At 41.4% G+C, this 18918-nt stretch carries 16 protein-coding genes and 1 tRNA gene; 4 read left to right on the plus strand and 13 right to left on the minus strand.

Annotated features, from left to right (window positions below; all coding sequences use genetic code 11):
• A partial coding sequence (locus Q9Q35_RS06870; RefSeq protein WP_304652718.1) for a helix-turn-helix domain-containing protein occupies positions 1-530 on the plus strand: 530 nt, incomplete at its 5' end.
• A gap of 34 nt (positions 531-564) precedes the next feature.
• Here the strand turns inward: Q9Q35_RS06870 and Q9Q35_RS06875 are convergent.
• The 3 genes from Q9Q35_RS06875 to Q9Q35_RS06885 form a co-directional block, all read right to left on the minus strand.
• A tRNA-Lys gene (locus tag Q9Q35_RS06875) sits at positions 565-637 on the minus strand.
• Between the two features lie 133 nt (positions 638-770).
• Positions 771-1337 (minus strand): ECF transporter S component, encoded by a 567-nt coding sequence (locus Q9Q35_RS06880; protein WP_304652719.1) that lies wholly within the window; start codon positions 1335-1337, stop codon positions 771-773.
• An 18-nt stretch (positions 1338-1355) separates the two neighbouring features.
• Positions 1356-2180: a pyridoxamine kinase gene (locus Q9Q35_RS06885; RefSeq protein WP_304652720.1), complete on the minus strand. Its 825-nt coding sequence runs from the start codon at positions 2178-2180 to the stop codon at positions 1356-1358.
• A 191-nt stretch (positions 2181-2371) separates the two neighbouring features.
• On the opposite strand from Q9Q35_RS06885, the gene Q9Q35_RS06890 reads away from it, so the two are divergent.
• Complete coding sequence (locus tag Q9Q35_RS06890; protein ID WP_304652721.1) at positions 2372-2743, plus strand: DUF1304 domain-containing protein; 372 nt, start codon at positions 2372-2374, stop codon at positions 2741-2743.
• A gap of 50 nt (positions 2744-2793) precedes the next feature.
• On the opposite strand, the gene Q9Q35_RS06895 is transcribed toward Q9Q35_RS06890, so the two are convergent.
• Complete coding sequence (locus tag Q9Q35_RS06895) at positions 2794-4035, minus strand: NupC/NupG family nucleoside CNT transporter (protein ID WP_076149674.1); 1242 nt, start codon at positions 4033-4035, stop codon at positions 2794-2796.
• A 990-nt stretch (positions 4036-5025) separates the two neighbouring features.
• Between Q9Q35_RS06895 and Q9Q35_RS06900 the strand changes: the two genes are divergently transcribed.
• Together Q9Q35_RS06900 and Q9Q35_RS06905 are read left to right on the plus strand one after the other, a co-directional pair.
• Positions 5026-7689 (plus strand): HAD-IC family P-type ATPase, encoded by a 2664-nt coding sequence (locus tag Q9Q35_RS06900; RefSeq protein ID WP_304652722.1) that lies wholly within the window; start codon positions 5026-5028, stop codon positions 7687-7689.
• Between the two features lie 102 nt (positions 7690-7791).
• Entirely contained in the window at positions 7792-8301 is a 510-nt protein-coding gene (locus Q9Q35_RS06905) for an acyl-CoA thioesterase (RefSeq protein ID WP_304652761.1), read from the plus strand.
• A gap of 47 nt (positions 8302-8348) precedes the next feature.
• On the opposite strand, the gene Q9Q35_RS06910 is transcribed toward Q9Q35_RS06905, so the two are convergent.
• From Q9Q35_RS06910 to Q9Q35_RS06950, 9 genes are all read right to left on the minus strand, one after another.
• The gene (locus Q9Q35_RS06910; RefSeq protein ID WP_010690143.1) at positions 8349-8495 is read right to left on the minus strand and encodes a hypothetical protein; all 147 of its coding nucleotides are present in this window, start codon (positions 8493-8495) and stop codon (positions 8349-8351) included.
• A gap of 887 nt (positions 8496-9382) precedes the next feature.
• Positions 9383-9883 carry a hypothetical protein gene (locus tag Q9Q35_RS06915; protein ID WP_304652723.1) on the minus strand — a complete coding sequence of 167 codons (501 nt, stop codon included), beginning with the start codon at positions 9881-9883 and terminating at the stop codon, positions 9383-9385.
• 162 nt (positions 9884-10045) lie between these two features.
• On the minus strand, positions 10046-10876 hold the full coding sequence (gene pflA / locus Q9Q35_RS06920) for a pyruvate formate-lyase-activating protein (protein WP_304652724.1): 831 nt from the start codon (positions 10874-10876) through the stop codon (positions 10046-10048).
• A 39-nt stretch (positions 10877-10915) separates the two neighbouring features.
• A complete protein-coding gene (pflB, locus tag Q9Q35_RS06925; protein WP_076149682.1) occupies positions 10916-13177 on the minus strand; it encodes a formate C-acetyltransferase in 2262 nt (753 codons plus the stop codon).
• Positions 13178-13368: 191 nt separating this feature from the next.
• Positions 13369-14634 (minus strand): glycosyltransferase family 2 protein, encoded by a 1266-nt coding sequence (locus tag Q9Q35_RS06930; RefSeq protein WP_304652725.1) that lies wholly within the window; start codon positions 14632-14634, stop codon positions 13369-13371.
• 157 nt (positions 14635-14791) lie between these two features.
• The gene (locus Q9Q35_RS06935; RefSeq protein WP_004049597.1) at positions 14792-16090 is read right to left on the minus strand and encodes an adenylosuccinate synthase; all 1299 of its coding nucleotides are present in this window, start codon (positions 16088-16090) and stop codon (positions 14792-14794) included.
• 192 nt (positions 16091-16282) lie between these two features.
• Positions 16283-16582, minus strand: coding sequence for a hypothetical protein (locus tag Q9Q35_RS06940; protein ID WP_304652726.1), 300 nt, complete (start codon positions 16580-16582; stop codon positions 16283-16285).
• Between the two features lie 39 nt (positions 16583-16621).
• Positions 16622-17341, minus strand: coding sequence for a MerR family transcriptional regulator (locus tag Q9Q35_RS06945; RefSeq protein ID WP_304652727.1), 720 nt, complete (start codon positions 17339-17341; stop codon positions 16622-16624).
• 178 nt (positions 17342-17519) lie between these two features.
• Entirely contained in the window at positions 17520-18869 is a 1350-nt protein-coding gene (locus Q9Q35_RS06950; protein ID WP_304652728.1) for an NCS2 family permease, read from the minus strand.
• Positions 18870-18918 lie beyond the last annotated feature (49 nt).

Here is an 18918-nt window from a genome sequence, read left to right on the forward strand (position 1 = left end):
CCCAAAAGGACTATTTGATAGTTTTATTAGAAAAGGTCACCCATCTAGCTATTGCGAACCAACTTCCACCCTCCGAATCAAAGCACTTACAAAATGTTTTTATTACCGAGATCGAACTCTGCACCACTACTGCCCAACTGATCGAGACCTGTACCACAGCCCTCTTACTTTTCACCCAAGAGCTCGCCGATCACCAAGAAAAGATCCGCTCGCCTTTGATCGATCAGATCAGTGAATATATCAAAAATAATCTAAATGCCCCGTTGCGGATCGATGAACTCTGTGCCCATTTTGATCTCAGTCAAGCTAAATTAAAATACCTTTTCAAAATTGAACTACAGATGACGATCCGCCAATACATCATTTTGCAAAAGATCACAGTTGCAAAACAGTTACTGTGTACAGACAGTGATATTCAAAAGCTTCCGCAAGCATTAGGTTTTAGTGACTATGCCCATTTTGCTAAAACTTTCAAACGCCTCACGGGGATGACTCCTAAGCAGTTTAGACTCCAAAATTATCAGAAATAAAAAAATCCCCGAGATATGCTCTCGGGGAAAGTGATGGGTGGTCAGGGGATCGAACCCTGGACCCACGGATTAAGAGTCCGTTGCTCTGCCAGCTGAGCTAACCACCCAATTTACCAACAAAAGATATTATAGCAAAGAAGCTTTGCTAAAACAAGCACAATTTTAAAAATATTTTTAGGGGATAAAAATAAGATCTGTTTGGACAGTTCCAAGCAGATCTTATTTTCTAAGTTCAGTTGTTTATAATGAGCCTCGGCGCTGGTGCACCAAGGTGTAGATCTTTTTGATCATGAAATACAATAATGGTACGCAGATCGCCGTTGAAATGGAATTGATGACAGTCGCAGGTAAGCTGAAAAAGGCGGCCACTGCAGCTGCTTTAAAGCTTGTTCCGACCATCAACGCTTCAATGATCGAAGCTAGATACGAAGTCACGATCTTAGTCGATCCTGCAGCTATCGCTAAGATCATGATATTTCGCTGACTGTCAACATATCCCATAGCCTTGAAAAGTCCGGAAATTATCAAAGCTACAACTATGACCTCAAGCATCGTCAGCCATGAGACGGCAATATATCCATTTAAGATATCAAATCCACCCAAGCCAATGATACCGGCCAACATACCATTGCGTTTTCCCAAAAAAAGAATTGATGTTACTGTCAATGTATTACCAAAATGGATAAACGGCCGCCCGACCATCGCAGGGATCGGGATCCGTAACGTCCAAATGCCAATATAGATCAGTGCAGCAAATAGGCCCGTTAAAATGACCGCTCGCAATGTATTTTGCTGGTCACGCAACATAGTATTTCCTCCAAAAAATCATAACTTTTCTAACAAATATGGTAATGCACGCGCATAATCGACGCCAAAACGCTGATCTCTAGGTGTCGGTGTCAGCTTTATCGCTTGAAAAATAAATTCCATTGCGAGATCCGCAGCAGCCTTGACCGCTTTACCCTTCATGATCCCCGCCAGCAAAGCACTGGCAAACAGATCTCCCGTCCCAAAATAGTTCCCAGCCAATTTAGGACGCGTCAAGATCCAAGTTTTGCCCATTTCATAACCGATCACGGCGATCTTGTCACCGCAGTCTATCCCAGTTAAGATCGCAGTTTCTAACTTGAATGTAGTTGCAAAACGCACAAGTAGTTGCGTTGCTTCAGCGATCGCAAGTGGAGAAGTAGTCAAAGCCTCATCTAAAAGCAGTTGGGCTTCCGTTAAATTTGGTGTTGCGATCGTTGCTTGGTGCACTAGTTTGCGCATCTGAGCTACATAATCCATATCAAAACCGCGGTAAAGTTTACCATGGTCAGCCATTACTGGATCAACTAATAAAAGCGTTTCAGGTGTCTTGAGAACTGACAAAGCTGACAAGATCACATCTAAAGGTCTAGCCCCCAAATATCCCAGATAGACGGCTGAAAACCTAAGCTGTAATTTTTGCCAATGCTGGAGAATGTGTGACATTTCAGAAGAAAGATCTAAGTAGGTATTTTCACCAAAGCCTCCCGTATGCGTTGATAAGAGTGCGGTCGGTAAAACATCTGGTCTCAAGTTTGCAGCCGCCAGCAAGGGTAGCGCTACACTCATGGAAACCTGACCCACACAGGACAGATCCTGACTGATCAAAACATCGGCTTGCATTTTGTCACATCCTTTTCATACACCTGCAACTGATATCTGTTAGAGCGCTCAAACATAAGAGCTTGTATGTATTATATCATCTTTAATGTTTACTAACCACGGCATTTAGTATTCTTTTGCATTTAATTGTAGATTTGTTGTACACAATATTATATAATACTTCTATTAATTTAGTTAAAGGAGTTTTTTGCATGTCAATTATCTCAACCGCCTTGATCGTAGTCGTTGCCTTAGAAGCTCTCTATATCATGGGGATGGAAATGTTTGGTAGTGAAGAAAAATTACATCGAACTTTCGGCCTCAGAAAAGAGTATCTCAAAATGCCCGAGGCGCGAGTTGCAATGGCTAACCAAGGACTATACAATGGCTTTATCGGTATCGGTCTTTTGAACTGTCGCTTTATTTTCCCGGAAAATACTCAATATATGGGCAGTATGATGTTTGTGATCTTCGTTATCGTCGCTGCGGTCTATGGCTGGGCAAGCGCTAAGAACCCTAAGATCTTACTCGCTCAAGGGACACCAGCTATCCTAGCTTTACTTGCACTTTTGATCTTTAAATAAAAAAATGGTCGCCTGAATAAATCAAGCGACCATTTTTATTACTATTTATTTTACCAAACGAATAAACCGACCATTGCTGCGGATAAGAGGGAAACTAAGATCCCTGAAAGCAACATGTAGCCAACGTTTTTGGAGATAAGATCGTTCTTTTCACGATCGACGATACCTTTGAAACAGCCGATGATCATACCAACCGTTGAGAAGTTAGCAAAGGAAGTCACAAAGACCGTCAACACTGCTTTGTAGTGTGGCGCAAAGTCATTGATCGTACTTGTTACACGACCCATAACAACAAATTCATTTGTAACTAATTTTGTACCCATATATTGTGCAAATTGGAAAGCTTCGCCATGTGGTAAGCCCATCAACCATGCAAATGGATACATCACGATCCCAAGTAAGTGTTCCAATGATAACCAAGGATTGATCAAGCCAAGCAACTTATCGATCAAAGCTGCTAAAGCAACAAAGGCGATCACGTTAGCGGCGATGATCAAGATCAAACGACCAGCACCTAAGATGGAATCACCCAAGAATGAGAAAAATGGTTCTTTTTTAGCATTACCATTTTCATCCACATCACCGATCTCTTTTTCTGCCATCGCTGAACTCTTCATCGTAGCGATCGTATCCTCATCTGCTGGAACAGTGACTGGATTTAACATCGCTACTACGATCAAAGCATTGATAACGTTGACAGGGACCGCCGTCAAGATGTATTCACCTGGCATCATTTGAGTGTATGCCCCAATGATCGATGCAGTCACACAGCTCATCGACATCATCGCTAATGTCAAATTACGTTTAGCATTGATCTGTTTGAGCTGTAAAGATGAGACCGCTAAAGCTTCTGTATTACCAAGAAACATCATTTCGATCGCAAAGAACGATTCAAACTTAGGTTGACCTGTGATAAATGATAAACCACGACCGATCCACTTGATGATCCAAGGCAAGACCCCAATATAAGTCAAGATGTCAAATAATGGAACGACCATCAAGATCGGGAGCAATACTTGCACGAACCAATCCATTTGTTTGACTTGGACCATGCTTGGCAAAGCAAATTCGATCCCGATATAAGCGATCTTCATCAATTCGTTAAAACCAGCAGCTGCACCTTGCACGATCGCACGCCCACCTGAAAAGCTAGTCAAAAACCAAGCCATCACCAAGTTAAAGATGACCATCGTACCAACGCCACGCCAGTTGATCTCATTACGGGCCTTAGAAAATACGACCCCGATCGCTAGAAAGACAACTAAACCTAAAACATTTATTGCTAAATACAAGATTATTTCTCCTCTCTTTATCAATAAAATAAATAGCAATTTATAAATGACTGTAAAACTTCAATTAGTATATCTATTTCTTTGGGATTTGTAAATATTTTTATTAACATGGTTTAATTTTTAAAAATAATAAAAATATAATTTAATCCCCCAAAAGATACGTACCAATCGCAAACAATAAACTTAACAAACCACAAAAATAGCAAACATTGATCAACACCATCTCCGAACAATTATCCAAAGATTATAATATTAACCAAAAAATAATTTAAAACTACTCTTAATTCTAGCAAAACATTCGGAAGTGGTAAAGAATGACGCTCACCAAATGAAAGCGCTTGACTTTGGGATGACATCTAGTATAATTAAGGGTGAAAAGGGGGCTGTTGAGCCTTCGCATGTTACGCACGTACTAGCGTCTGACATTGACGTAGCAAGTGTTTTGGGCACTTCGCTTGAGGGCTTGTATCCTCCTTTTAGAACCACCCCGACAGTTCAAATAAACGGATCGCCAATAATGTAAAATAAGATCGTGAAAGAACATAATGGTGGCGATGAAAGGTCTATTTGACTGTGTTATATATAATATAGACCATAGAACTCCTAGCTAGCTTCTATGGTCTTTTTTGTATTTAACGGGGGTTTTTAGAAATCAAAACGAATATTAAACACAATATCAATTATATTTTTCGTTTTTATCAATACTTCGTTTTACTCCTTGCGTCACTCCTCTTAAACTTTACCTAAGCTGTTTTAAGTTTACTTTAAATCCCTTTGTAACCAGTTCCAGCCCATCACTTATCATAGTAAAATATACTTAAATCATTTGAACTATTAAACTAATAGAAAGGTAGGTAACACGAGTGGACGACCCTTATCCGCCTCGCGCTATTTTTGTACGCTTAGAAAAAATTTTCTTTGTCTATCGTAGTTAGTACTAGGTAACAAATATTAGTGCTAGATATGAATTACAGAAAGGAAATATAATAAGTGAGACCTTATCAGAAGAATTTAGAAGAATTACTACAAAATTATGAGCAAGAGGACCCTTTACAGGGCCTTTCAACCAAAACTGCAACTAAAAGACTAGCAAGCGACGGACCTAATGCCCTGATCGCTAAAAAAACACCAAACTGGCTGTTATTTATCCGCCAGTTCAATAACATGATCATCTATATCTTGTTATTTGCGACATTATTGACGCTTTTTCTAGGTCATTATACCGATGCACTCGTGATCAGTGTCGTGATCATCGCCAATGCTGTGATCGGTTACTATCAAGAGGCCAATGCTGCTGATGCTTTAGCTAAGATCAAAGACTTATTAGCAACTAATGCTACCGTCTACCGTGATGGGATCCGTCAAGACGTCGATGCGACCAAATTAGTTTGTGGCGATGTCGTCTTTCTTGAAGCCGGTGACCAAGTTCCAGCCGATCTACGCTTGATAAAGACCGCTGACCTTAGGATCCAAGAGTCCGCTTTGACGGGTGAAGCTGATGCAGTAACTAAACACGCTTCTGTCTTAGAAACAGCTGACTTGCCCTTGGCTGAACAAGCAAACATGGCCTTTTCTTCCACTACAGTCGTCAACGGCTCTGGTTTAGGTGTGGTCGTAGCGACCGGTGAAAGAACCGAATTAGGAAAGATCTCGACTGCAGTTGCTAGCGCCAAAACACGTCCGACCCCATTAGTCAAAGAGATCAACGCTTTAGGTAAAACTGTTTCACTTTGCGTTTTAGGGGCAGCCGTCTTACTGTTTATCTTAGGTTTTATCTTTGAAAGCTATTCTCTACCCGTCTTGACTTTAGCGATCGTAACGATGATCGTTGGTTCGGTCCCTGAAGGTCTGCCAGCTACAACTTCGGTGATCTTAGCTTTAGGTGTTTCTGACCTCGCTAAAAATAAAAATGCGATCGTTAAATCCTTACCTTCGGCCGAAACATTAGGTGCAGTCGATGTGATCGCAACTGATAAGACTGGGACATTGACTAAAAATGAAATGACCGTGACAGATATTTATCTTGATGAACGTCATTTTTCAGTCAGTGGTAGTGGTTATGCTCCAACTGGGACGTTATTTATCAATGGTGAAGCGACTACTGAACGTGAAGCTAAGCTAAAAGAACTTCTCTTAGCTGGTTATTTTGCCAACGATACGACTTTGACCCAAGTTGATGATACTTGGACGATCAATGGTGAACCAACTGACGGGGCTTTTTTGACCGCTTATCACAAATTGATGCCAAATAAAGAAAGTGCTCAACTGGAAAAATTAGATCTCTTGCCTTTTGATTCGTTTCACCGTTACATGGCAAGCCTTGTACAGCTTTCAAATGGCTCTAAAAAGATCTATCTAAAAGGCGCACCAGATAAGTTGTTCAACTTTGCACAACAACAAGATCCAAACTTTGAACGTTCATTTTGGCAAGCAAAAGCCGATCATTTAGCTAACCAAGGCAAACGGGTCGTGGCTTTAGGTGTGATCAAAGACGCTGACCAAGTTACAAACCTAGAACACGATCATCTCGAAACTGGCTTTACCTTCCTCGGATTGACCGGGATCATCGACCCACCACGCCCAGAAGTTATCGCAGCTTTACGTGAGATGAACAAAGCCAAAGTCGAAGTCAAGATGATCACCGGTGACGCTCCATTGACTGCTGCTGCGATCGGACGTCAATTAGGCTTAGCTGCTGGTGAATTACACACGATCACTGGGGTAGAGTGGGATCAACTAACTGCTAAACAAAAATGTGAAGCAGCCGTTAAAAATCAGATCTTTGCCCGTACAACGCCGGAAAACAAGCTCGAGATCATCGAAGCTTTACAACAAAGTGGCAAAGTTACGGCGATGACTGGTGACGGTGTCAATGATGCCCCCGCGCTGAAAAAAGCCGACATTGGTGTTTCCATGGGTATCAAAGGAACTGATGCTGCTAAAGAAGCTTCAGATATGATCTTAACTGATGATAACTTTGCAACTTTAGCTACTGCGATCAAAGAAGGGCGCCGGATCTACGACAATATCAAAAAGAGTATCCTCTTCTTATTGCCGACCTCATTTGCTGAAGGGTTGATCATCTTCTTGACGATCCTCTTCAACCAAGAGATGCCTTTACAAGCGACCCAACTACTTTGGATCAATTTAGTCTCTGCGATCACGATCCAATTTGCGTTCATCTTTGAACCAGGTGCAAGTGACTTGATGAAACGTCCACCACGTAAGAGCAATAGTCGCTTGATCTCAGGGCGTGAAATGTTTCAGTTAGGCTACGTTTCGTTGTTGATCGCCTTAGTCGGATCAGGTGCTTATGAGCTGCTGATCGCTACGGGTGCCTCAGTAGCGCTGGCAAGCACGGCGATGGTCAACATCATCGTCTTTAGCAAGATCTTCTACTTGTTCAACATCCGCACCGAAGAATCGGCCTTCTCCAGTGCTTCATTTACAAATAAAAAGGCATTCTCGATCATCTTACTCATGATCTTGTTGCAGATGGGCTTGACCTACTTACCATTCATGCAAGATGCCTTTAGCACGACTGGCATGCAGTTAGGTGAATGGATCTTGACGATCGTCTGCGGTTTTAGCGTGTTAGCTGTGACTGAATTAGATAAATACTTTAAACTCCGCTTAGCTAAAGCTAGAAACTAATTTAAGCGTGTAACTTCGTACAGATAATGAGAAGATCACATGCTTTTTGCACTAGCTCTCAAACACCTATGTTACAATAAAGCTAAAAAAGAAGGTGTCTACATGTCTGAAACGATCTCATGTCGGCAAACACTTGCCGTAACCAGTCATCGCGTCCTAGCTAGCGATCTCAACGAACATGAAACTGTCTACGGTGGTGCACTATTGGCTCTACTCGACGGAACCGCCTCGATCTCTGCTAGTCGTTTTGCCCGCTCACAATGCGTCACAGCTGCCCTTGACCAAGCCAACTTTATCGAGCCTTTTGTGCTAAATGATTCACTATGCATCGAAAGCTACGTGACTGGACATGGTAAACGATCGCTCGAAGTTTTCGTCAAGGTCATCGGCGAGCATCTCGATACCGGTGAACGTTTCTTAGGGATGACTGCCTTTTTGACCTTTGTTGTTCTAGATAAAAAGGTCACTTTACCCGAACTGAGTGCTGAAACACCAGAAGAAAAACGCCTCTGCGCTGACTTTCAAAAACGCAAAGCTTGTCGGCGTCAAAAAATAGCCGAGCAAAAGAAACTCCAAGCCTCATTGAGCTTAGACTTTCCGTGGCAAAGCTAAATATCAAAAAAGCACGCCTTGAGATTCAAAGCGTGCTTTTTTGAATATCATTTTTTGTTCGTTAAAGAACCACTATCGACCGCACCTTGCGCCAAGTTCAATAATAACTTGATCGCTTCTTCATAACTGCAAGCTCTTTCGTTCATAACTGTCCTGATCAACTCTTCAGTTGACGTCTTAGATGAGATCATCATACCAGTCCCGCACTATATCATGTAAACATTGACCATCAAAGGGATATAGTCTTCCTTTCTTCAAGATCCGAAGCGACCCGCTTCTTTTACCGTACATCGAACACTCACAACAGGCCCACATCTCACCTTTGATCTGCTGTGAACATTTACCATCAACTAGCAAACACGTGTTCATTTATTTTCGTTACTTTTATATTCTAGCGCGCCATCACAAAAAAATAAAGCATTAATATTGTTCAATTTTTTTAACTATCATGACTATCCGTGCTAGAACAAGCAAACTTCTCCATAAAAAAATTTTGGACTTCTTTTTTATTCATTTTCACTCGCAAATATTCATTAAAAGCTTTAACGACAACAATAATACGTTTTTTCTTATAGTCCGTTATAAACCCTTATCCAACTTGCTTTCACGATCATTTACATTCTTCTATATGTTATCATCAATTTAGCTTTTGATATACATAAGTTTTTATTTATAGTTATTGAGGTGGAAGTTTGCATGGATAGTCAAAAATAATTACTGTTTTTGCTTTAGGGGATAGTACTACATGGTGTTGCTAAAACGACTATTCCCACATTGTATGTAGCATTTGGGAAGTCACCTATCATCCCCTATCAACCACCGTTGATCCTGGCACGTAAAATCGTCTGTGCGCTCACTAAAACAGGTCAATATATTATTACACCAGACAATGATTTCCTTGCGCATATCGCTAATTTTTTAGTTTAAAAGCCGTCCATAAGATCGTAGTGGTGCTCGCTTAGCCAGTGACTGATCCGTCGTCATTTTAGCCATTCTATGCCCCCAACTAAAAAAGCTACCAGTCTACACTGATAGCTTTACATAGATCTAACTGATCACGATCAAAAATCGGGATCGTTTTTTATTTTATGAGCATTACTAACACAATAGCGATCACATCTAAAACGGCATAAGTCCCAGTCAGATATAACGTCCCACGCTTATCTTGTTTACTCAACTGATAGTAGATAACACCAAAGAGCAAGATCTGTAAGACATTGTTCACGTAAGTTGACCCAAATACTGATTCTGTAAGCACTACATAACTAGCAGAAATGACACTAAGAATACAACTAACGATCACCAGTGTTAAAAATAATGCCTCTTTATCGCCTTGGTCGCTAGCTAAGATCACTAAGCGCCCGATGCCCCATATTACTAGAAAACTGACTAAAGATCCAATTGCTGCCCCAATGATCGTAACTGCATTGAGAAAGGCTTTTCCTTCAACTGGCACCTCAGCTGGGAGGGGCGTTGCTACACTTTGCGTAGTAAGATAGACACCAGCCACTGAGAGAGCAACGACTAAAAAGACAAGTCCTACCTTGGTCAGCGCAGATAATTTAAGTCCTGAATGTGACATTTCAAACACCTCTTTTTACAATTCTTTTCCTTAGTATACATTATTTAGTATACATTATTTTATCATACGTTAGTCCAAGTATGCATAAGTGGTCATTTATTTAACTTATTTAGCTAGCAAAAAAGCAGAGACCATAACGGATCTCTGCTCACTAGCAATGACTTAAAGCCCTTGCTCTTTTGTATTTATCCCTGGCTTCCAAGTTAAATAGCCTTTATAGTCAGCTACGCAAAGGAGTTTTTCAGCATTTTCGATCCGATCAGCCGTTGGCGGTTCAACACCTTCCAAGCGATACTTGATCCCCATTTCCTTATACTTGCGAACTCCCATAGTGTGATAAGGCAAGACTTCGACTTTTTCGACATTTTTCAACGTCTTGATATATTCGCCGAGCTCCTTTAAATACTTATCATTATCGGTGATCCCCGGGACCAAAACGTGTCTGATCCAAACTGGTTTACCGAGCTCAGATAGATACTCACACAAATCAAGGATGTTCTCGTTTGGGTAACCGGTCAAGCGTTTATGCTCATCGGAGTTGATATGCTTGATGTCCACCAATAAAATGTCGGTATATTCCAGTAACTCATTGAACAAGCTAAACCATGGTTCACGACGCGTAAATGGCGCCCCACATGTGTCCAAACAGGTGCTTACACCCTGTTCTTTACATTTCTTGAATACTTCCAAAGCAAATTCTGGTTGCAATAAGATCTCGCCCCCTGAGAGGGTGATCCCACCATCTTCGCCCCAAAATGCTCGGTATGGTAAAGCTTTTTCTAAAAGTTCACTGGCGGTCATTTGCGTCCCAACATTTTTCTTCCAAGTATCTGGATTGTGGCAAAACTTACAACGCATATTGCATCCCTGCATGAAAGCCACAAACCTGATCCCTGGTCCATCGACTGCGCCAAAAGTTTCAAGGGAATGCACGTAGCCTAAAACCTGACCGTCTTTAGTTGGAACTGGATTGATATATGGATTAGCTTTCATTATTACGCCGCCTTTACTAATTGACTGTTGTGCTCTTAACTACATTGAAGTATGGAATGTTCTTGAAATAACGTCATCTTGTTGTTCCTTGGTCAGATCAGCGAAGTATACACAGTAACCAGAAACACGCACAGTCAACGTTGGATATTCTTCTGGATGTTTTTGAGCATCAAGTAAAGTATCACGGTTGAAGACGTTGATATTTAAGTGGTGACCTTCATTCTTCATGTAACCACTGATCATGTTTACCAAGGTCTTTTCTTCTAATTTTTCATCGTGACCAAGTGTTGATGGTGTTACAGCAAAAGTATTGGAGATCCCGTCTGTTGCGTAGCGATATGGTAATTTAGCTACGGAAAGTAAGGATGCCAATGCCCCGTGTGTTTCAGCACCGTAAGCTGGATTAGCACCTGGTGAGAATGGTTCGCCTGCTTGACGGCCATTAGGTGTTGTCCCAGTATTCTTACCGTAAACAACATTAGAGGTGATCGTCAAAACAGATGTTGATAACTTAGCATCACGGTAGAGGTGATGTTTGTTCATCTTGGTGTAAAGTTGTCTTACCAACCATGCAGCGATCTCGTCAGCGCGATCATCGTTGTTACCATAACGTGGGAAGTCTTTTTCAGTCTTGAAGTCAACTGCCACACCGTTTTCATCACGGATAACTTTAACTTTACCGTACTTGATAGCTGAAATGGAGTCGGCAGCAACTGCTAAACCAGAGATACCTGTCGCAAATGTACGATCTAAGCGAGTATCCTTCAAAGCAAGTTGCGCTGATTCATAGTAATACTTATCATGCATGTAATGGATCACATTCAAAGCATTTACGTAAACATCAGCGACCCATTCCAACATATCATCGAATTTCTTCAAGAATTCATCATAATCAATGTATTCTGAAGTGATCGGTGCATAAGCTGGACCACATTGCATCTTGGTCAATTCATCGACCCCACCGTTGATCGCATAAAGAACGGTCTTAGCCAAGTTAGCACGAGCCCCGAAGAATTGAACACCATCAGCGATCGGTTGAGCAGACACACAGCAAGCAATGCCGTAGTAGTCTGTTCCCCATGTTTCCATCATCAATTCATCGTTTTCGTATTGGATCGTTGAACTTGCGATCGATACACTAGCTGCATAGTTCTTGAAGCCTTCTGGCAAGCGTTCTGACCATAATAAGGTGATGTTTGGTTCTGGTGCAGCACCCATGTTATGCAAGGTGTGCAAGAAACGGAAAGCTGTCTTTGTAACGTGATGACGGCCATCCATACCCATCCCAGCGATCGATAACGTTGCCCAAATTGGGTTACCAGAGAACAAGGAGTTGTATTCTGGGGTCCGAATGAATGTCACCATCCGGAGTTTCATTGTAAATTGATCGATCAATTCTTGGGCTTCTTTTTCGGTCAATAAACCATTATCCATATCACGTTTGATATAGATATCGATAAATGAGTCGATCCGGCCAATAGACATTGCAGCCCCATTTTGTTGCTTGATAGAAGCTAAATAGCCAAAGTACAACCATTGGATAGCTTCACGAGCATTTGTAGCAGGATAAGAAATGTCATAGCCGTAAGAAGCAGCCATTTTCTTCATGTCTTGTAAAGCGCGAATTTGTTCAGAAACTTCTTCACGTAAGCGAATAACTTCATCTGTCATTTGACCGTCGCCATAGTTAGCTAAGTCATCTTTCTTAGCTGCGATCAAGCGATCGATCCCGTAAAGAGCAACACGAGGGAAGTCAGCGATGATCCGACCACGACCGTATGAGTCAGGTAACCCTGTCACGATCTTGTTGTGGCGTGCACGCTTAATTTCGTCATTGTATGCATCAAAAACGCCTTGGTTGTGTGTCTTATGCAAGTCGGTGAAGATCCGTTCTGTTTCCGGATCAAGTTCCATCCCGTAAGCAGCCAAAGCAACTTTAGCCATCCGAATACCACCATAAGGCATCAAAGCTTTTTTCATTGGCTTATCTGTTTGCAAACCAACGATCTTTTCTAAGTCTTTATCTAAATAGCCTGGTTTATGTGAAGTGATCGTAGAAACAACTTTGGTGTCAGCATCTAAAACACCGCCAGCAGCACGTTCTTTCAACTTGATGTCAACTAACATGTCGTTTAATTTTGTGGTCGCTTCTGTTGCTTCTTCAAGGAATGATTGATCACCATCATAAGGTGTGTAGTTACGGTTGATGAAATCACGTACATCGATCTCGTCTTGCCAGTCCCCGCCCTTAAAACCGTTCCAAGCAGTTGTTACTGTTTCTTTGCTGTTGTCTTTGAGCATCTATATTCCTCCCTGTGTAAAAAATTCGTCTGACCTAAATAATATAACCTAGCACGTACTAAAAAACGTTTGTTAACGTTTTCATCCTTATATTATCTAAAATCGCGCATAAAAACAAGTCATAATCCATTATTTTTGTACTTTTTTAAAAAAATGTTATTTCCATTTTTTTACTTAAATATAATGAAACATTAAGCTTTTTCGCCCATACCAACATGCGTCGTTTTGACCCACTTAGTCTGGCGCCGAACTTTCTTATAAAAAGCTAAAATGATCGCAAAATAAAAAAGGTAATTATACCCCAACATGATGACCATAAAGAAAAGCTTCTTGATAATTCCTAAGCGCTGTGTCTTGTGTTCATAAACACTTAGAATATAGAAATTAAAACAACTATTGATAAATAATAAGCTCACTACGATCGGCCAATATAGCAAAATAAACCAGCTGACAAAGGCCAAGACTAGCAGATTCGCTAGCCCCGTTACTAGCGAGATAAATGGTATCAACAGGTAAAACGTCATCTCCATTTTTGCCTTAGTTCCTAAAGCTTTACTTAACAAGATCTTAGGCCAATATCCCACTAAGCAATCTAATCCTCCCTGCGTCCAACGAGCACGCTGGCGGATAAAAGGACGAACTTGAGCGAGCGCTTCTTGATAGACCACGATCTCAGAAGCGTAATGGGTCGCTTTAGCTTGCAGTAAAAAGCGCGTACTAAACTCAAAGTCTTCTAGCAAGGCATTGCCCCATGGATGATACCCACTTACTGCACTGACTCGGATAAATTGGCCGTTCCCCGAAGCTGCCGCATTACCTAACCGATTCCGAATGTTTTGGATCCAATTATTGATGATGACAAACTCGATATCTTGTAGTTTTTGTAGCCAATTTTGCTCCTTAAACATAGCTACACGTGTTTGTAACAGCGATAATTCTGGAACAAGTGCAAAATGTTCCATGACCCGCAGATAAGCAGCTTCGTCCATATAAGCGTCAGCGTCTAAAACACCACAGATCACCTGCTTACGCAAACTCGGGGCTAGTGGCTCAACGAGTTGTTGATACGCCCAATTGAGCGCCTCTCCTTTACCTTGTTGCGCTTCTGGCAAATATCGTCGCAATAGCTGGACTTTGCTCCCACATGCCAACTGTTGCAACGTTTCATTAACGACTTGAGCCGTCTGATCACTTGAGGCATCATCAATGATCACCATCTTAACTTGTGGTAAATTTGCGGTCTGTTCCACAAAATTGGTGATCGTCTGCCTGATGACTGGCGCTTCGTTTAGCGCCGGGACCAAGATGATCAGTTGCCAAATGGGCTCTTTTAGCTGAGTTTGTTTCAGCTCTTGATCTTGCCCAAATAAAATTAAAATCAGCACCCACACCAAATAGATACCTATTCCAACAAAAGAGACACTAAAGATCAATTCATCGATGACCGATCCCTCCATTTAGTGCTTTTTGTTAAAAACCCATATAGATTTTACCACACGATTAACTCTAAATGATATAGCTAATTTATTTTAAATAAAAGTAGATGTTTTTTAATCTTTTTACTTAAAAAGAGGCTGATAGTCATAAATAACTATCAGCCTCTTTCTAATTTATTTAAATTTCTTCCCAAATATCTTTTAAGACGTTTGTTTGATCACGATCTGGACCAACAGAGAAGGTCGAAACTTCCACGCCAACTAATTCTTCAATGCGTTTGACATAGTTACGTGCATTTTCAGGTAGATCAGCTAAAGTCTTAGCCCCTGTGATATCTTCTTTCCAGCCTGGCATTGTTTCATAAACTGGCTTGCATTGTGCCAATTCTTTCAAGCTAGCTGGGTAACGGTCGATCTTTTCACCGTTCAATTCGTAAGCTGTACAGATCTTGATCTCATCTAAACCAGTCAAGACATCCACACAGTTCAAGCACAAGTTGGTCAAACCTGAGACCCGCTTGGAATGACGCATCACGACACTGTCGAACCAACCGATCCGACGTGGACGCTTCGTAACTGTACCATATTCGTGACCTGCTTCACGGATGTAGCTACCGATCTCATCGTGTAACTCAGTTGGGAATGGACCATCACCAACACGTGAAGTATAAGCTTTGCAGGCACCCACAACTTTATTGACCTTTTCTGGACCAACACCAGAGCCAGTTGTGACCCCACCAGCGATCGGGTTAGAAGATGTAACGAATGGGTATGTCCCATGGTCCACATCCAACATAACACCTTGAGCACCTTCAAATAAAACATGCCCGCCGTTATCCAACGCATCATTTAAAATAACCGATGTATCAGCTACATATTTTTTGATACGTTGACCGTATTCATAATATTCATTGTAAATTGTTTCAAAATCAAGCGGTTCGCCTTCATAATCGTACATCTTTTGGAATAAACGATTCTTTTCTTCCAAATTACGACGTAGCTTTTCAGCAAATGTATCTGCTTCTAATAGATCTGCGACCCGAATACCGATACGAGCTGCTTTGTCCATGTAGCAAGGACCGATACCCTTATTAGTCGTACCGATCTTGTTGTCTTTTTTGGCGCTTTCTTGTAAGCTGTCCAAGACAATGTGGTATGGCAAGATCACATGCGCACGGTTTGAAACACGAAGGTTATCTGTTGGGATCCCATTTTCATGCAAGTATTCCAACTCAGCAACTAACGACTTAGGATTCAAAACAACGCCATTACCAATGACACTGATCTTATCGGAATAAAAAATTCCAGATGGGATCAAGCGCAATTTATAGGTCTTACCATCAAAAGCGATCGTATGACCGGCATTGTCTCCACCTTGATAACGTGCGATAACATCGGCATTTTTACTCAAGAAATCAGTGATCTTTCCTTTGCCTTCATCGCCCCATTGACTACCAACAACTACTACTGATGACATATACAGTCCACCTCATAATATTTCTAAGCATTACTCTGCTTGCTAGTCTAAATTAACGACCTTGATAATTGTAACAATCGAGCTTGTTTTTTTCAAGCAATTACGAATATTACTTCGCTAAAAAAAGGCTAAATTTATTAATTGCGAACTTTAGCCTTTTTAATTTAAATTATTCTGATTTAAAACGAATAACTAATCCCATGGATCATAGCGGCGAAAGGGTAATAAGCTACGTGTTCGGGATAATTTCTCCATTTGTTTGACGATCGCTAGCGTTTCTGCACTCATCTTGATCTTGCCTTTGCCCCGAAGCACCGCCTCATAGGACGCTATGACCATTTTTTCCATAATGATCTGGGGGGCTATCTGCCGGTCTGCCAATGCATCTTTTCCATAAGCGACGATCTTTAAAAAGACCTTATCATCTGTACTTTGTTCTAAAGACCGTGTCAATTCATTTGCCAGCCGTGCGATCTCTTTGCGTGACTTCATCTCATTCACCTCATCTTCATCTTACACCAAAGCTAAAAATTAAGCTTGTTTATCGGCATAGACTTCGATGCAAAAGTTTTTCTGTTTACAATTTGGACATGTTAGCTTTCGTGTACTCGGAGTGTGAGCAGACCAAAAATACGCTTTGAGCCCTGGACGAAATTGATGTTGGCAGTTAGGGCATATATACGCCGTATGCTGCCAAACATAGCGTACTAAAGCTGTTGTGAGTCCTACTGAGATCACTAAGGCTCCCGCTACTAACCACCATGATCCATGTGTTAAGAAGACGTAGATGATACTGCCCCACAAGATCAAGTCGATCACAAGTCCAATTCCGATCATTAGCCAGTGTAATTGATGTAATTTCTTTGTCTTTTCCATTTCAAATTCAATTCCTTTCGTAAAATTTCCCGGGAAAACTTGAAATTTTTCTAGTTGTTCTGCTAAATAGTCCAACTTTACGGCGCGTCTTTTAGCCATTTCTAATTCCTTAGCATTTTGTTCTTGATGTTGGGCCACTAACAACTGTAAAATTTTATAATTTTCCGGTGTATCTAATAGACCTTTGATATCTTTTAGCGTAAAACCTAATTCCTTATAGGCCAAGATCAGTTCTAAACGTGTGACTTGATCTTTGGCATATAAGCGTCGATCAGCCTCAGTGCGACTAGCGATCAATAATCCTTGCCGTTCATAATATTGCACCGTCCGCAAAGTAACATGACACTGTTTTGCTAATTGTCCACTTGTATACATTATTTGCCTCCTTTCTAACTTCACTATAAATGATAACGTTACGTCATCAGCAAGTAAAAAGAAAAGAGTATGACCTATATCAAATCCAAATGCAACAAAAGACCCTATCACGATGCAAGATACATCATGATAGGGTCTTTATCCGTACGGCATAGACCACTTTTCTTCGCACTGTGGTTTAATTGTGTGGCAAGATATTTAGCACATATAGCATTGCAATGAAGATGAAGAATAAGACGATGACCACTGGATTTAATTCTTTTCGACGACCAGCTGCGATCATCGTGATCGGATAAACTAAGAAACCAAATGCGATCCCGTATGAGATGTTAGATGTCAACGGCATTGCGATGATCGTTAAGAACGCTGGTAAAGCGATCTCGAATTTTTCCCAGTTGATAAAGCGCATCGATTGCGCCATCAAAGAACCAACGATGATCAAGGCAGGGGCTGTAACTTCAGTCGTCACCACACTCAATAATGGCGAGAAGAATAGACTCAGACCAAACATACCCGCGATCACTAATGAAGTAAAACCAGTCCGGCCCCCGACTGCGATCCCAGCAGAAGATTCGACATAAGCTGCTGTTGGGGTGGTCCCCATCACAGAACCAGCTAACATTGAAAATGAGTCAGCCATCAAAGCACGACCGATCCGAGGCATCTTATCATTTTTCATCAGGCCAGCTTGTTGTGCCAGTCCGACTAATGTACCTGCTGTATCAAAGAAAGTCACCAGTAATAAAACGATGATCACCGCTAGCATCTGTGGGGTATTGATATTACCTAAGTTTGCTAGACCGACCCCAAAAGTTGGTGCCAAACTTGGGATCGAAGAAACGATCTTGTCTGGCATCGGGATCAAGCCCGTTACTAGACCTAAAAGTGTCGTTGCTAAGATCCCAATAAAGATCGAACCTGGGACGCGGCGTGCCATCAATAAAGCAGTCACAAAGAAACCAAAGATCGTTAACCAAGTAGTTGGAACCGTCAACGATCCCAATTCAACTAACGAAGATTTGCTGGCAACGACGATCCCGCCACCCTTTAAACCAACAAAAGCGATAAAGATGCCGATCCCGGCTGCCATTGCGAGTTTAAGATCATGTGGGATCGCATCGATAACGATCTCACGGATCTTGAATAATGAAAGTAACGTAAAGATAACGGAAGCCACCACGACTCCAGCCATTGCAGTCTGCCACGAGATCCCCATCGTCAAAACAACGGAATAAGTGAAAAACGCATTATCCCCTAGACCAGGAGCGATCCCGATCGGATAGTTAGCTAAAAATGCCATCAAGGTACAACCAATGATCGCTGAGAGCGCAGTCGCTGTAAAGACAGCACCCTTATCCATCCCTGCAGCACCTAAGATATTAGCATTGACGAACAAAATATATGCCATCGATACGAATGTAGTCAAGCCAGCAACGGTCTCCCGTTTAGTATTAGTTTTTAATTCTTTAAAATGGAAGGTTCTTTCGAGCCAGCCTGCTTTAGTGGCTGTTGTTTGACCATTATCCAATTTCTTTCACCTCTGATTTGTTTTTACTTTGATAAGTATTACACGTATG

The sequence above is a fragment of the uncultured Ligilactobacillus sp. genome (genome assembly GCF_948826705.1).
GTDB lineage: Bacteria > Bacillota > Bacilli > Lactobacillales > Lactobacillaceae > Ligilactobacillus.